Annotated in this window: 8 protein-coding genes; 1 reads left to right on the top strand and 7 read right to left on the bottom strand. The window is 67.3% G+C overall.

Features of this window, described 5'->3' with window-relative positions:
• Window positions 1-36: 36 nt before the first annotated feature.
• From purU to KF833_22405, 4 genes are all read right to left on the bottom strand, one after another.
• Complete coding sequence (gene purU, locus KF833_22420) at window positions 37-888, bottom strand: formyltetrahydrofolate deformylase (GenBank protein MBX3748072.1); 852 nt, start codon at window positions 886-888, stop codon at window positions 37-39.
• 52 nt (window positions 889-940) lie between these two features.
• Entirely contained in the window at window positions 941-2,188 is a 1,248-nt protein-coding gene (gene carA, locus KF833_22415) for a glutamine-hydrolyzing carbamoyl-phosphate synthase small subunit (GenBank protein ID MBX3748071.1), read from the bottom strand.
• A 585-nt stretch (window positions 2,189-2,773) separates the two neighbouring features.
• Window positions 2,774-7,399, bottom strand: a complete 4,626-nt coding sequence (locus KF833_22410; GenBank protein ID MBX3748070.1) for a lamin tail domain-containing protein — start codon at window positions 7,397-7,399, stop codon at window positions 2,774-2,776.
• 26 nt (window positions 7,400-7,425) lie between these two features.
• Window positions 7,426-8,442, bottom strand: a complete 1,017-nt coding sequence (locus KF833_22405; GenBank protein ID MBX3748069.1) for a hypothetical protein — start codon at window positions 8,440-8,442, stop codon at window positions 7,426-7,428.
• A gap of 452 nt (window positions 8,443-8,894) precedes the next feature.
• Here KF833_22405 and KF833_22400 point away from each other — a divergent pair, with 452 nt between their 5' ends.
• The gene (locus KF833_22400) at window positions 8,895-10,202 is read left to right on the top strand and encodes a DUF4157 domain-containing protein (GenBank protein MBX3748068.1); all 1,308 of its coding nucleotides are present in this window, start codon (window positions 8,895-8,897) and stop codon (window positions 10,200-10,202) included.
• Here the strand turns inward: KF833_22400 and KF833_22395 are convergent.
• The 3 genes from KF833_22395 to KF833_22385 are packed head-to-tail and all read right to left on the bottom strand — an operon-like array spanning window position 10,192 to window position 14,390.
• On the bottom strand, window positions 10,192-11,838 hold the full coding sequence (locus tag KF833_22395) for a DUF4129 domain-containing protein (GenBank protein ID MBX3748067.1): 1,647 nt from the start codon (window positions 11,836-11,838) through the stop codon (window positions 10,192-10,194). The genes KF833_22400 and KF833_22395 overlap by 11 nt on opposite strands.
• 19 nt (window positions 11,839-11,857) lie before the next feature.
• Window positions 11,858-13,264 carry a DUF58 domain-containing protein gene (locus KF833_22390; protein ID MBX3748066.1) on the bottom strand — a complete coding sequence of 469 codons (1,407 nt, stop codon included), beginning with the start codon at window positions 13,262-13,264 and terminating at the stop codon, window positions 11,858-11,860.
• Window positions 13,265-13,268: 4 nt separating this feature from the next.
• Window positions 13,269-14,390 (bottom strand): AAA family ATPase, encoded by a 1,122-nt coding sequence (locus KF833_22385; protein MBX3748065.1) that lies wholly within the window; start codon window positions 14,388-14,390, stop codon window positions 13,269-13,271.
• Between the last annotated feature and the right edge of the window lie 364 nt (window positions 14,391-14,754).

Here is a 14,754-nt window from a genome sequence, read left to right as displayed (position 1 = left end):
AGGGTGGGAGATTGGGGTCGGAGGTCGGAGGGTGGATCAGTCGAAGATCACGGTGCGGTTGGCGCAGAGGAAGACGCGGTCATCGAAGACGAGGCGGAGGGCACGGGCGAGGACGAGTTGTTCGATGTCGCGTCCGGACTGGCGGAGGTGTTCGGCGGTGTGGGAATGGTCCACGGGGATGACCTGTTGGACGATGATGGGGCCCTGGTCGAGATCGGCGGTGACGAAGTGGGCGGTGGCGCCGATGACCTTCACGCCGCGGTCGAAGGCCTGGTGATAGGGGCGGGCGCCGGCGAAGGCGGGGAGGAAGGAGTGATGGATGTTGACGATGCGACTGGGGAAGCGGGCGACGAAGGGGCTGGAGAGGACCCGCATGTACTTGGCGAGAACGAGGAATTCGGGGGTGTATTGGGCGAGAGTCTGGAGGAGGGCGGCTTCGTGGGCATCGCGGTCGAGGCCGGCGTGGGGGACATGGTGGAAGGGGAGATCGAAGCGGCGGACGAGGGGTTCGAGTTCGGGATGGTTGGCGATGACGGCAAGGACTTGGGCGTGCAGCTCTCCGTAAGCGTGGCGGACGAGGAGGTCGGCGAGGCAGTGATGTTCGCGGGAGGCGAGGATGACGACCTTTTTGGGGCGGGGTGCGGCCAGGCGGACGGAGGCGTCGGGGGGGAGGACAGCCCGGGTTGCGGCGAGGAGGGCAGCGGGATCGACGGTGCCATCGAACTCGGTCCGCATGAAGAAGCGGGCGGTCGGGGTGTCCACGAATTCATGATTGCGGACGACGTTGGTGCGGTGGGAGAGGAGGACGCCGGTGATGGCGTGGACGAGGCCGGGTTGGTCACCGCATTCGACGAGGAGGACGTGGTGGCCGGGTTGAGTGGGGGGCATGGGGTTGCCCGGAGGCGGTCAGGCACCGCGGTTGGCGGTTGGCGCACGGCGATCAGCGCGTCGTGATCAGCGTGCGGAACTCCTGGAAGAGCGGGGCGGAATCGTGGGGACCGGGGGAGGCTTCGGGATGGTACTGGACACAGAAGACCGGTTTGGAGCGGTGGCGAAGGCCTTCGACGGTGCCGTCGTTGAGGTTGATGCGGTCCACGGCGACCTCGGGGGGGAGGGATTGGGGATCGACCGCGAAGCCGTGGTTTTGGGAGGTGATTTCGACGCGGCCGGAGGTGAGGTCCTTGACGGGTTGATTGGCGCCGCGATGGCCGAACTTGAGTTTGAAGGTCCGGCCACCGAAGGCCTGGGCGAGGATTTGATGACCGAGGCAGATGCCGAACACGGGCAATCCGGAATCGACGAGGGAACGGACTTCGCGGACGGCATAGCCGAGGGCGGAGGGATCGCCGGGGCCGTTGCTGAGGAAGACGCCGGCGGGGTTGGATTGGCGGACTTCGGCGGCCGGGGTGGTGGCGGGGACGACGCGGACATTGAAGCCGCACTGGCGGAGGCGGCGGAGGATGTTGTACTTGATGCCGAAGTCGTAGGCGACGATGGGGATATCGGCGGGCGGGAGGGGATCGCGGAGGGTGCGTGGGGACTCGGGGGCGGTATTTCCCTGGATGAGGCGGAAAGCGCCGCTGTCGTGTTTGGCGTCATCCCAATCGAAGACGGCGGGGTGGGTGACTTCCTTGACGTAATCGACGCCGACGAGGCCGTTCCAGGCGCGGGCCTGGGCGACGGCATCGGCGTCGGCGAGGGAGCCGTCGGTGGACAGGCAGCCCTTGAGGGCGCCGGTGACGCGGAGGCGTTTGGTGAGGGAACGGGTATCGATGCCGGCGATGCCGGGGATGCCGTTTTCGTAGAGGTAATCGGCGAGGGGAAGGTCGGCGCGCCAGTTGCTGACCACGGGGGACAATTCGCGGACGACGAAGCCGGCGGCGTGGGGGCGCCAGGATTCCACATCGACACGGTTCACCCCGTAATTGCCGATGAGGGGGTAGGTCATGGTGACGATCTGGGCCTTGTATGAGGGATCCGTGAGGATCTCCTGGTAGCCGGTCATCGAGGTGTTGAAGCAGACTTCACCCACCACCGTGGCCCGGGCCCCGAAGGCGGTGCCGTGAAAGAGGGTGCCGTCTTCGAGGGCAAGGATGGCGCGTCGCGGATTGCTCACCGGGGCCAAGCTTATGGGGGTGCGACCGGGGATTCGAGTGCGCAGTTCTGCTGGGGGCGGACCCTCGTGCATCCTGGAGTTGTGGGTGAGGAGGCAGCGAATCGGAGGGACGAGCTCTGCGAGTCCTCAACCCAACGCTCCCCACCCTTGCGGCCTCATGGAACTTGGCCCTCCGAAGCGCCGCTGGGCGGAGTTCGCACCTCATCCACAACTCCGGGATGCACCGGGCGGACCCAGATTCCATCGCGAGTGTCCTGGCTTGGTAGATAACAAGGCGGGCTAGTAGTTATTGATCAAGTAATAAAAAGCCCGGCAGTGTATTGTTGACGATCCGCGAGCAGGGCGGAGAAGGGCATCCGCAGCAGCCGGGTGGCATTTCATTTCTGGGGTGCTGGGCAAGAACGTGGCGTCAACAATGGTCTGCCTGACCGATTATCGGATTCCTGGGCGAGAGCATGGCGTCAACAACAGTATGCCTGACCATCTATAATAAGATTATTGCGTCAACAAAGGTATGCCTGCCCTGCAATCTGATTCCGCTATGCTATCGGAAGCCGGTCCACCGATGCATTGGCGCAGGCGTTGGTGCAGTACGCGGCTCCCGGAGCGGAAACCGTTCCCAAGGCGCGCCTCGGAAGGTTTGGGTACCCGCCGAGATCATCCCTCCGGAGGCGGCGTTCCTTCGACGGTCATGGGGGATCCAGTGCCGGTCTGGAGGTGGAGGCGGAAGAATCGGGTGGTGTGTCCCGGTGGGGCGGGGTCGAGAAAGGAGTGCTCGCCGGCCTGGAGGCTGGCGGGCCAGGAGGACGCGGGAGACCACGGGCCGAGGGGGCCGAAGTCGGAACGTTCCAGGAGGTAGGCGCGGCCGGGTTCGGCGCGGAACTGGATGCGCAGTCCTGCCGGTTCGTGGCGGGCCACGAGGACCAGCCGGCTGCGGGGATCGCGCGGGTCGGTGCCGGCGAGGTATTCCTCGAGGTTGGTCATGCCATCCCTGTCGGCATCCTGGTCTCCGTCGGAGGTGTCGGCATCGAGTCCATGGCGCCATTCCCATGCGTCCGGCATGCCGTCCCCGTCGGCGTCAGGGGCGCTGTGGGCGGCGGTGGAGACCACGGTCAGGGTGTGTGTGGCCGTGGGACGCCCTGCGAAGTCGAATCCGGTTACCTCAATGAAGTTGGGACCGAGGAGAAGGGGGAGGTCGGTGCGCCAGTGGGTGACAGAGGTCCAGCGGACGTCGCCGGGGGAGGCGGGTGAGCGGATGGCGAGATCTTTGAGATCGATCCAGGCGGTGCCGGAGAGGTCGAGAGAGCCGGCTGCGGTGAGGAGTTCGGGGCTGGGCGGGGCAGTCAGGCGGAACGGCACGGGCGCCGGCAACTGGCTGCGGGCGGCGTTGCTCCGCTGTCGGATGTAGGTCAGGACACCGCCGTAGTTCTGTCCGGCGAGCTGGCCATAGTGCGTGGTCCAGCGGGAGACGGCGTCGGGGTGGAACGCGCCTTCGAGGAGTTCCCACACATGGCCGTAGAAGCGGCGCAGGTCGGCGGGGAGAGCGAGGATACGTCCGAGGTTGCCGCCCACGAGCAGCGAGTCGGACGGATTGCGGGTCCAGGCGAAGTCCATGTCCCAGGGGAACGCGAGGGCCAGGCCATTGTCGGGCCGGAAGTAAATGACCTGGTTATGGGGGTAGCCGAAGCCATAGGTGTCGGCGTCGCCGCTGAGGGATTTGAGCGCAAAGGCGCGGGCCCACTGGTCGAGATCCATGAGGGCGCGCGTCTCCGTCTCGAGGGCCGGACCCGGGAGGCCCATGGCGCGGGCGAGGCGCATGATGGGAGCGAAGTCGTCGTCGTCCCGGCGGTTCTCGAGGAGGAAATGCCAGCGGTAGGCTTCGGGATCGTCGCCGCGATCGGTGAAGTCGGTGCCGATGACCTCGTCGGGTTGGGGAAGTTTGGGTCGGTGAGGGTCGTTGGCGACAGAGGTGGTGGGGAAGTAGATGAGTTCGAGTTTGTAGAGGTCGCCGCAGCTGCCGTTGGGGAAGGCGTCATCGAGGTAGTCATCGCCGTACTTGGCCATGAGGAGCTGGGCCACGCCATTGCGGCGGCCTTCGAGGGGGCGGGGAAAGATTCCGCGGACCAGGTCGTTGTACATGTCGGGCAGACCGCCGGCCTGGTTGATGATGTGGCGGAGGACGATTTCGTCCTGGGGTCCGCCTCGTCCGGAGTACCCGCCGCTGCGGTCGAGGGTGACGGTCGGATGCACGCCGCGGAAGAGCTGATTGGCGGGGAAATTGAGGGTGAACCCGACGCGGGCCTGGGAGGGGCGTCCGCGCTGGCTGGATTGAAGGCGGACGTGCACATCGTAGAACGCCTCGGTCTCGTCGCTGACCACGGTTGCAGGCAGGGACTCGTTGCTCATCAGGTTGGTGGTGGCGAACTGGAAGGCCGAGTCCGCAGCGGTCATGATGATCCGGAGGTGGGACAGGCGCGGATCGAGCGCCTGGCCGTCCTGGACCTGATACAGGGCGCGGGAGTCGGGTCCGGCGGGCGGGGCTGTGGAGCGGGCGCCCCGGGAATCGGAGGCCTCGACATAGAACTGAACGACGGAGGCGCCGGGGTATCCGGGGAGGTTGCCGACGAAGCCGTCGTGACCTTCGCGGGCCATTTCGATGTTCTGCCAGCCTGTGCCGGCCCGGTTCCACCAGAGCAGGGCACGCTGGATGCCGTCGGGGTCGGTGGCGTCGACGTGGACGGACACGGGTTGATTGGCGGCGGGGACGACGGGGTGATGGCGAAGGTGGCGGAAGGAGGGGCCGAGGTTTTCGACCCAGCGTGAATTGCGGCGGCCGGGCGTGCCGGTGAGATCCGGGGTGTCGAGGACGGTGGTGCGGGCGAGGCGGTTGAAGTAGAGGCGGGAATGGAGGCGCGGGCTGCCGGTGATCCAGCGGGCACGAAAGGAGACCCGGTAGGTGCGGCCGTTCACGAGGGGGACGTTGTCGGCGAAGGTGGTCTCGAGATGATTGTGCATGTGCTCGGTGGGGCCGGAGGCCACCAGGTGGAGGACTGGATTCGAGGGATCCTCGGGATCGGGTACCACGCGGGAGCGGCGGTGGTTTCCCAGGAGTCGCCAGCCTTCGGTGCCGGCGTCGAAGGTGCCATGGAGGACGAGTTCCCGTGCGGAGGGGGAACCGGGGGATTCGGTGACGCGCACGTCGTCGATCAGCGCCTCGCCGGCCGCCAGGAGGCCCAGCACCAGTTCGTTCCAACGGGTGGGTCCGCCGTCGGCCTGGGCGGTGGCGGTATAGGCGTAGTGTTTCCAAACGCCCTGCCACGATTCGTCGCTGGCGGCCCACGCTTCGGGTTGGCGGCCGTCTGCCCGAGGGTCGAGCCGTTCGAGGGTCGAGCCTCCGCCGTCGGCCGCGGAGGGCCAGGGGAAACGATCATGGTAAAGGACCTCGCTGACCCGGTTGCCGTTGGCTTCGACAAGGGTGACGCGGTCGGAGCGGCGCGAAAGGCGGCCCTCGAAGTCGCCGAGGATACGGATGCCGGGATGCTGCCGGCGGAGGGCGGCGGCGTCGGCCGCCACCACGAGATATTCGCCGGGATCGAGTCGTGTGCCGGGCGGGAAGGTGAAGCGGATCCCATCGGTCAGGCGCCAGCCGTCGAGGTCGGCCGGTTCGGTGCCGTGATGGAACAATTCGACCCAGGCCTCGGTGGATTCGCGGGAAGGCACGGCTGGGGACACCAGGCGCTGGCCGGACAACTCGAGTCCGAAGACGATGTCAGAACTGCCGGCGGAGGCCTGATGGACTTCGACGGCGAGGACATTGGTGCCGGGTCGGAGGGCTTCGCGGGGCACGGGGAGGCGTTCGCCGAGGGTGGCGTCGCCGACGGCGGTGGAGGCGAGGGTGGTGGGGGTCAGGGGACCGGCAGGAAGATTCAGTCGATGGATCTCGGTTCCGTTCAGGTAGAATGCCGCGCCGTCGTCGATGAGGGGACGCAGGGACCAGTCGAAGTCGGACGGGAAGCCGTCGAGGACGAACGTGGTCCGGAAGTAGTAGGTCAGGCGACCGAGGACGAGCGGGGTGTTCTTGGGTGCGGGCAGGGCGGCGTCCTCGACAAAGAACACGCCTCGTCCGACGGGCCAGGAGGTATCATCGAAGGCCGGTTGGCGCCAGGCGGGTCCGGCGAGGGCGCCGGTCTGGAAGTATCGCCAACGGGCATCGAAGGGCAGAGCGACGCGATCTTCGAAGGTGGCCGGGCGGGCGGGTTGCGACCGGGGATGGTACTGGATCTCGTTGATGGCGATGTCGGGAGGGCGCGGGAAGACGTTGGCGGCTCCGAAGGTGGGGTGGGCCGGACGGGACCAGCGGTCTTCGTCGTCCCGAGCCTGTCCCCAGGCGGTGATCCGGACGGCATCCAGCAAGGCTGTGCCGTCGGGGCCGAGGAGGAACAGCCGGTCTCCGGCTGCGGGCCGCCAACCGAGTGTATCGGCGGAGAGGGTGAACCACCCGCCCGCGGCGATGTGTGTGTCGTCGGGGAAGGCATAGGTGCCGCCTCCCGAACCTGCCCGTCGCACATGGAACCCGGCCAGGGGCACGGGCTGCTCCGAAGGGTTGGCGAGTTCCAGCAGGAAGGGAGCGTCGCCGGCTCCGGACACCTCATGGAACCGGGGCGAGGCTGGCTGGGCTTCGGGAGCGGGGTCATTTGCGCGGCCGGGCGTGCCACCGAGGCGGGCGCTGTGGGTCCAGCTTGCGGGGTCGGCGCTGGCCCGATAGGGGGAGCGCTTGGACAGCGTGGCTCCGGAGCCGGTGGGGCCGACCGGCCAGGGGGCGTCGATGCCGTATCGGACGGAATCCATGCGCCGGCCGTTATGGTTGTGGAGGTCGAGGCGTTCGCCTTCGTTGGCGAGGCGTCCGGTGAAGGGTCCCAGGACCTGGGTCAGCCCGGCTGCGAGTTCCAGTGTCGCCGGGCTGGATGCCACGACGAGATGGCCGCCTCCGGGAAGGACGGTGCCCTGGGGGAAGGTGAAGGCGACACCGCCTTCCAGACGCCAGCCCGACATTTCGACATCGACCGCCATCAGGTTTCGGAACTCGATCCACTCGACGTCCCCCACTGCGGTGGAGGGATGGAACTGGATTTCATGGAAGACGACCACGCTGTCGGCGGCGAGGCAGCCGACGGCCCCCAGGCCGGCCGCGAACCAGCGTTTATGGCCGGGCATGATCCGAGGCTGGAAGGCCTTCCGGGCGGGTGCGAAGGGAGCGGGGTTTGCAGGGAGCGGGCCGGTCATGGATCGGGAGGACGGCCGGCACGGGGCTATGGCAGGGCCGCCCAGGGGGCGTCGGCAACGGTGATGTCATCGAGGAGCAGCACGCTGGCCAGTGCATCGACGGAGGACATTTCGAACACGAATGAGGCGGATTGTCCGGCGAGGGGGCTGAGGTCGAGACTGAAGCGTTGCCAGCCGTCGGTGCCGCCGCCCCGGCAGACTCGTTCGTTGCGGATGACGGGCTGGTCGTTCACATAGAGGGTGAGGCGGTCGTACCACGGAACATCGCAGATTTCCTCGGAATAGACCCAGGCGGCGAAGTTCAGGTAGAGGGGTTGTCGATTCGGGAGGGTGATGCGCTGTCCCAGTTGGGCGATGCGACGACCGTCGCCATCCATGCCGAGCCAGGCCGCGTACTGGCCGGAGTGGGGTTGGGCCTGGCCGAGGACCGAGGCATGGAAGATGACCGGCCCCGGGTACTGTTCCCAGCCGACGTTGGGTCCTTGCTCGAAGTCGCCATTGACGAAGCCGCCGGCGGTCGGCGCCGACGTGAAGGTCGCGGTGACGGTACGCGGTTGGTCGAGCGCGATGTCGCAGTCGCCGGTCCCCGAACAATCCCCGCTCCAGCCTTCGAAGGACGACCCGGCGTCGGGTTCCGCCCGGAGGGTCAGGGTGGTCCCCGCGGCAAAGACCTGTTCGCAGGTGGCGCCGCAATCGAGGCCGGCGGGCGTTGAGCGAACGGTTCCGCTCCCGGTTCCGGCGCGGAGGAGGGTGACCAGGTGGGATTGGCGGATCCGGAACCAGGCCGTCCCCACGGGTTGTTCCATGCGATGGGGGTTGGCTGCCGTGGCGACCGGTTCCCACGGACCGGTGACAGTCGGAGCCGACTCGAGCGTGCCGGTGCCGGTCCAGGAGATCACGACGTTCACCTGGTCTCGCTGCACGGTCAGGCGGGGTGGTTCCGGGGGGGAGGAGAGGCCCGCGATTGGAAACCCCGTGAGCAGGGCCGCCAGCAGGGCTGGACGCTGGCAGCGAGGAAAGGGGTGGGTGGCGTGCGAGGCCATGGTGGGGTGGGGTGGGGGAGTTCGGGTGAGCGCCTTGTTCGGACTACGGGAGGAGACGCTGCCGGGGTGCCAGCCCGCGGGCAAGCCGGGTCTGGGTCTGGTATGGGGTGGGGTGTGTGTAGCATGGTCGTCGCTGGGACGTGGAAAAATATAGTAAGCCAGGCATACAATTATTGACAGCCATCCCATGCCGCCTCATCCGGATCGCCTCGGAAATCAGCCCTCACTTGGTCACCCGTGCATCCCGAGGTTGTGGGGAGAGGTGCAAATTTCGCGAAGCGTTGCCTCGGAGGGCCGAGTTCCACGAGGCCGCAGCGGAGTGGTGCCATGGATTGAGGACTCGCGGAGCTCGTCCCTCCGATTCGCTGACTCCTCACCCACAACTCCGGGATGCACCGGAAGTCTCGGACTGCCGGGTTTGACGCTTGCTTCAGGACGGGGGCAAGGGCTGGATGAAGCCGCCTATGCGTCTCCTGCAGACTGCCCGGCTGGCTGTTCCCGAGCGTGTTGCCTCGAGAGTACAGGCGTCGTCGGGCCGCCCGGCCGGGGGCCGCGGGCACGCCAATCCGCATTGGCATCATCTCGCCACTCGACCACCCGCCGGGCCGGGCCAGGCGTTGCCCGGGCATGTGCGCGCTCCCATGGAACGGAGGCTGGGCTGGGATCTCAGCCCCGTGCGGGTGCATTGCGATGGCCGCGCGGAAGGTCTGGGGGCCCGGGCGTACACCCGGGGCACGGATCTGCATTTCGCCGCGGGCGAGTACGCCCCCGATACCGCGCACGGACGAAGCCTCCTCGGGCATGAACTCGTCCACGTTGTCCAACAGTCATCGGGTCGGGTTCGAGCTCCGGCTCAGGCCATGGGCGGACCGATCCTCGACGATCCAGCACTCGAACATGAAGCGGATGTGCTGGGGCGACGGGCTGCGGAGTCCGTCCCGGATTCCGGGGGCGCCATGGGGGATGAGGCGGGGGGGCCCGGTGAGCCCCTGGCCCAGCGGTTGCGGCGGGTCATGGCGGGTGGGGCGCCCGACGTCCCCGTGCAGCGAAAGGTCCGGATGCCACCCGGTTCCGATCTGCCGAGCTTCCATCAGTACCTGAAGAAGGATGGCGATGTGTATTCCTACGAGCTGCTGGACCGGGGGCAGGACGTCGGCTTCGAGATCTTCACCTCCATGTTCCATTCGCCCCGTGTCTTCGCGCTGCAAGGCGGCAACGGCAAGGAGGCGGAGGACCATCTCATGCGGCATCTGGGGGCGCGGAAGGGGGTCGTCGAGTTTGCGCGGAAGAAGAAGTACGCGTTCACCGGCGGTCGCACGGACTTCAAGATGAACCCCAAGTACTGGGAGGTGGACAAGGCCCGGGGGACGTTCTGGCGGAAGGAAGGGGCGGAATGGAAGGAGGCCCACGACGACATCAACGAGAATCCGGAACTCTACCGAATCGGCTGCGCGGCGGCCTCGAAGGTCACCATCGAAGGGGGCGGTTTGTCCAAGCAGGTTACCGACACCACGTCGGACGACCGCGACTGGGTCCCGGGCGAGGGCGGGTACATCCGGAACGACGGCTGGAACGGCTCCGACGCCGGCCTCGAGGGCGAGAACATCATCTACCTGGGTCTCAAACAATTCTGGGGTCACTTCAGCAACACCAATGCTGTGCGTCCCTACACGAAGTGGTACGAGATGGTTGAGAGCTGGAACGGGAGTGCCACTCTCACTGCGGACCGCCAGCGGCCCATCAAGGGGCTCAAGTCCTGAGCGCAACGCCACTCTCAAGTGCGGCCCAGGTTCGCTGAAGGGTGTCGATCGATGCGGGAGGTGCCGATTCCGGAGCGTAGGCCGCCCAGACGTAGAGCCGCACCGCACCGGCGAATTCGTCGGAGAGGCCCGGGAACGCCCGGGACAGGGACCTTGCGAACTCGTACGGGGTCCGGTCGGGTGTCCGTGCCTGGCCACGTTCCGCTGCCCAGGCTTCGAGGGCGGCGAAGGTGTACGCCGCGAGCTGGCCCAATGCCAACCGGCCGGCTTCACCGGTGCGAAACGGATTTCGGAACTCGGCGAAGGGACGCGGCCCGGGCGTGGGGTCGGGTCCTGACCGACCGGGCTTTTGGGGGGCGTCTTGCCGGCGTTGTGTCCAGGCCGCCCAGGCTTCGCGACCCAGGCGAATCAGGACCCACACCGCCAGCAGGACTCCAAGGATGCCCATGATCCAGCGGAGGGCGGACATCGTCTGGGGGGGCAGGGAGGGCGTCGAGGGCGGACTCGGCGAGGATCCCGGCGAGGGATGGTCCGGCGACGAAGACGGGGATTCCCCGTCATGGGTGTCGTCGCCTTCGGCGGGTTGACCGCCCTGGCCGCCTTCGGAGCCGGCGGTCCTGGGGACTCCGGAACCTGGAGTGGCAGCATCCGGATCGGACTCGGAGCCCCGGGGTGACCGGTCCCCTTCGCGGGATCCGGGAACGGACACATCGCCCGGCGACCGGTCCGAGGGGCGCCCGGATCCTTCGGCGGGATCGCCCCATGGCGGAGCGTGTTTGGAGGCGCGTTGGGGCACCGCACGGACGCGGGCCAGTGCGCCGCCCAGCGTCTCGACGGCGTCCGGTCGTGGCAGCCACATCGCGGCGAACAGGACGGCGAGGATCATCAAGGCCCCGCGGGTCACCCAGGACCGCGCCATGGAGGCGGGCATCACGAGGTAGCGGCGGCGGAGGTAACGCCGCAAGCCGAGCAGGCTGGTGGTCAGTAGCAGGCCGAGAGCGGACGCCAGATAGACTGCCAGCCAGGCGAACGCGCTCCAGCGCGCTTCCGCGTCGTCCATGGCCAGCAGCCAGTGTCCCATGGCGAACAGGGGCAGGGCGCCCAGCGAGAAGTACACGACCCACAGGCCCGGCGGATGCGGTGGTGGCGTTCCGGCGTGCGGTGGTGCGGGTGCCAGGTCCGGCGGCATGTTGGTTGGAGGATCGGTCGTGCGGCGTTCCCCGAATCCGGCGCGGTCCCAAAGGCCTTGGCCCGAGCCATCGGCCTCGTCATCCAGCGGGGTGCAGTCCCAGGTCAGCTTGCTGGCGCACCACCAGATTCCGCCGAGGAGGAGCAGGGGCAGCCACTGGACGCCGAAGAGGTGGATCAATCGGAAGGCGGTGGCGAGACCGAGCAAGGTTCCGTACAACCCGCCAAAGGCCGGTCCCTGGCGGATCGAGATCCGGGAGACCAGCACGGCGGCGATCGTGAACCAGAACAGGATCCAGCGGATCTGGAGCCGGTACGGACCGGCATACCCCACCTCGATGAGGTAGAAGACCAGGCTGCCCACCATGGCCATGATAAGGACGGGCGTCACGACCGTCCCGACGTGGTCCGCCAGGCTGGGTTGAGGTCTTCGCGGGGGAGGGAACATGGCGAGGCGGCGGCGGCGTTCAGCGGATCAATCGCTCGGCGCAGAGCTGGCTGAGATCCGATTCGTCCCGGACCTGACGGAACGGGATGCCCTCGGCCATCAGGCGGTCGGCCCAGTCCGGTGGGCTGGCCCAGTCGCAAACCTGCGTCTCCTCCCGATTGACGAGCACCACGAACACGGCGAAGCCGCCGCGGCGCAGCTGGCCGAGGGCGATGGCGACCTCTTCTGGAACCTGGGACAGGATGGCGACCGCGGTGGCGTCCCTTGGGAGCCGCGAAGCCGTCTCGTCCACCAGCTCATGGAACCGAAGTCCGTCGGTGATCTCGATCCTGGCCAGCACGTCGAGGATCCGCTGGAGCTGTTCCGGTCCGCGTCGAGTCTCGACGGTCACCGGCTGCAAGCGGTCGCTGGAGGGGGTGTGATCGAGGCTGGTCCGGGCGAGGGATCGCGTTCGGAAGGCACACCCGAGTCCCTCGGTACGGTGGCGTTCGGCGGCATCGCGGCCGTTGGTGACGAGACCGACGCGTTCGCCCAGTTCGAAGACTGCATTGGCCAGAGACGCGGCGGTGGTGATGGCGAGTTCGATCCAGGCCGATTCCTGGTCGCTGGGATGGGCGTCCGCCGCCTGGGGGAGTTGGCGTGCCACTCGTCGGGCGAGTTCCGGACTCATGGCAGGTCGCCGGGCAGGGGCGAAACCGTCCCGGTGCAGGTCGAGCAGCAGGTTGGCACCGGCGACGCATGAGGCGTCGAAGCACTTGCTTTGCAGGGCACCGGTGCGGGCGGAAGCGCGCCAGTGAATCCGGTTCAGCGTATCGCCGCGTTCGTAGGGACGTATGCCCCGCACCCGGGTGGGATCCTCGAACAGGCGATGTTGCATGCGCACCTCGCCGATGGGGCGTCGGGATGCCAGATCGTACCCCTCGAGCGGAACCACCTTGGGAGGAACGAGGACAAAGGATGGCTCGGTGGCGGTCCGATACCGGCGGTAGAGTCCGAAGAGGTCCCCGCTTTCGAGGAGGGTTGGACCGATGCGGTAGTAGCCGCGGAGGAGGAAGGTGACCTGGTATTCGAAGACACGATGCTCACCGCGTCGGAGGGACAGGACGGCCACGCGCGGGCCGGTGGCTCGAAGGCGTGGGGGCACCTGGGTCAGGGCGGCGATCGGGAGGGATTCCTCGATGAGCAGCCAGGGGATCCGGCCTCCGGTTTCGTTGTGGAGCGTCAACCTGATGGCGAGCGTTTCGCCGATCTCCACCAAGGCCGCAGGTACGAACCGGTCGACCCGGATGCGCCCGGTCCAGCGGGCGGCCAGATGGCGTCCCAGCCAGAGGACGCCGAAGAAGGCGTACATGGCATACACGAGGAGTCCCAGTCCGAGAATCCAACCCAGCACCAGCAACGCCGCCGCTCCCAGCCACCAGCGCATCGCGTCAACCCTCCCTTCCCAGTGTGGGAACGGGAACCCGATCCAGCACCTGGTCGATGACCGACGCGGCAGTGGCTTTGCGCAACCGGCTTTCGGGGCGGAGCACGAGGCGGTGCGACAGGACGGCGGGTGCCAGTTCCTTGACGTCGTCGGGCAGGGCGAAGTCGTAGCCCTGTATGGCGGCGAGGGCCTGAGCGGCGCGGAAGAGTGCGAGGCTGGCACGGGGACTGCCGCCGAGGCGCACGGCATCGTGTTCCCGCGTCGCTCGGACAAGGCGGAGGATGTACTCACGCACGCGTGCCTCAACGGGCACGGCACGAACGGCGTCCTGCGCTGCCACCAGTTCCTCAGCTGTCACCACGGGTTCGAGGCGTTCGATGGGATGTCCGAGTTGGAGACGTTCCAGCATGCGCCCCTCCTCTTCCATTGTCGGGTATCCGAGGCTCAACCGGATGAGGAACCGATCCAATTGCGCTTCCGGGAGCGGGAAGGTGCCTTCGTGGTCCACTGGATTCTGAGTGGCGATCAGGAAGAAGGGGCGTTCGAGGGGGCGATGAGCGCCATCCACGGTAACTGCCCGTTCCGCCATGGCTTCGAGGAGCGCGGCCTGGGCCCGCGGGGTGGCCCGGTTGATCTCGTCAGCGAGCACGAACTGGGCAAAGAGCGGGCCGGGACGGAAGTCGAACATCGTGGTTCGCGGGTCGAAGACCGACGTCCCTGTGATGTCGCTGGGCAGGAGATCCGGTGTGCCCTGAATGCGTTTGAAGGTGCCGCCCACGCTCTGGGCGAGGGCACGGGCCACCATGGTCTTGGCGACGCCTGGGACGTCCTCGATGAGAACATGCCCCTCGGAGAGCAGAGCCACCAGGATCCTCAGGATCTCGGGCCGCTTCCCCAGCACGACCGTCTCGACGTTGTCGAGGATGCGATGGGCCAACGCATTGACCGGTGTGGAAACCGCAGTTCGAGCCCCGGAACCGCGTGCCGCTGGAATGCGCAGAATTGGGACGGGGAGACGGTCCAGTTGTGTGGATTGGCCGCATGAGGGGCAGGCCACTCCCTGTCCGGCCAGTTCTTCGGGGAACTCAAGGGGTTGGCCGCAGTGTTGGCACGGGCACTTTGCCATGAATGCTCCTGGAGGCGGATTACGGGTGCAGGTGACTGACCCCTACCCCGCCAGAGTTGGGACCCTCCGTCAATGCCCGGCGCCATTGGATAACGTCTTCCTCTTGCAGTGCAATGGGGGGCGATTTCGGCCCCATAATGTCAGGGAGGAAGGTCTCCGTTGCCACCCTTGAAGGCACCCCTTGGGACGAGTCCTCAACTTCCTCCAGACTGACTGTTGGTTCTCCAATGCCCACATTCAAGGCATCGGCATGCACGGGCTGGTCGAGGGAAAGACGGCATTCGTCGATGCGCATCACCCCACCGCATCGACCCGCAGATCGCGCAGCACCGTCAACCCCGGGATGGGAGCGCCTCGAATGGTA

The organism is Verrucomicrobiia bacterium, assembly GCA_019634625.1.
In the GTDB taxonomy this organism is placed as follows: Bacteria; Verrucomicrobiota; Verrucomicrobiia; order Limisphaerales; family CAIMTB01; genus CAIMTB01.
Note: the sequence above shows the minus strand (reverse complement) of the source record. Positions and strands in the feature narration are given on the sequence as shown.

Bases quoted from the DNA above. Each gene is read 5' to 3' on its own strand.
- KF833_22390 (MBX3748066.1), bottom strand. From the start codon at position 13,264: ATGCGCTGGTGGCTGGGAGCGGCGGCGTTGCTGGTGCTGGGTTGGATT.
- KF833_22405 (MBX3748069.1), bottom strand. From the start codon at position 8,442: ATGGCCTCGCACGCCACCCACCCCTTTCCTCGCTGCCAGCGTCCAGCC.
- KF833_22395 (MBX3748067.1), bottom strand. From the start codon at position 11,838: ATGTTCCCTCCCCCGCGAAGACCTCAACCCAGCCTGGCGGACCACGTC.
- KF833_22400 (MBX3748068.1), top strand. From the start codon at position 8,895: ATGAAGCCGCCTATGCGTCTCCTGCAGACTGCCCGGCTGGCTGTTCCC.
- KF833_22385 (MBX3748065.1), bottom strand. From the start codon at position 14,390: ATGGCAAAGTGCCCGTGCCAACACTGCGGCCAACCCCTTGAGTTCCCC.
- KF833_22410 (MBX3748070.1), bottom strand. From the start codon at position 7,399: ATGACCGGCCCGCTCCCTGCAAACCCCGCTCCCTTCGCACCCGCCCGG.
- purU (MBX3748072.1), bottom strand. From the start codon at position 888: ATGCCCCCCACTCAACCCGGCCACCACGTCCTCCTCGTCGAATGCGGT.
- carA (MBX3748071.1), bottom strand. From the start codon at position 2,188: ATGCACGAGGGTCCGCCCCCAGCAGAACTGCGCACTCGAATCCCCGGT.